The organism is Kitasatospora nipponensis, assembly GCF_039528135.1.
Lineage (GTDB): Bacteria > Actinomycetota > Actinomycetes > Streptomycetales > Streptomycetaceae > Kitasatospora > Kitasatospora nipponensis.
The window spans coordinates 1-514 of the sequence record NZ_BAAALF010001176.1; the positions used below are offsets into that span (position 1 = coordinate 1).

Annotated in this window: 1 pseudogene; it reads right to left on the reverse strand. The window is 65.8% G+C overall.

What is annotated here, in order from left to right:
* A pseudogene (locus ABD323_RS45510) lies at positions 1 to 223 on the reverse strand (Dyp-type peroxidase); the annotation flags it as partial.
* Between the last annotated feature and the right edge of the window lie 291 nt (positions 224 to 514).

Below are 514 nucleotides of genomic sequence, written 5' to 3' on the forward strand. Positions count from 1 at the left end.
GGTCGTCGCCGCCCGAGGACTTCCGGGCTTTGCTGAACGCAGCGTTGAAGGCCGCGACCTGTCTGGTGGTGGAGATCTGCGGCTCCAGCTGCCGCACCCACGTCCGTGCCCTGGCCGCGTCCTCGAACTTGAGGAACAGCAGGGTCATCTGGTCCTTCTTGAAACCGGCGATCACGTCGCCCTGGATGTCTTCGCTCTCACGCAGTTTCAGCTCAGTCGGCATGATGCCTCCCGTGGTCATGTGGTTACACAGAGCATCGGTGACGCTACGGTATGCATGCGAACGGCAACAGGGCCGGCGGCCGGAATGACTCGACCGGACGAATAGTCAGACCGGCTCACCCGGCTGCCCGCCCCGGAGTGACAGTCAGTCGTGCGCGACTCAACACTGAGTGACGGTGCGTCCGCCGTGCCGATGTCCCCGGTTCACCCAGTCCCAGCTTCGCTAGGAGTCCCATGTCCCGCAGGAATCCGCCCGTCCCCCGGCGGCTGTTCGCGGCCGCGGTGGCGGTGC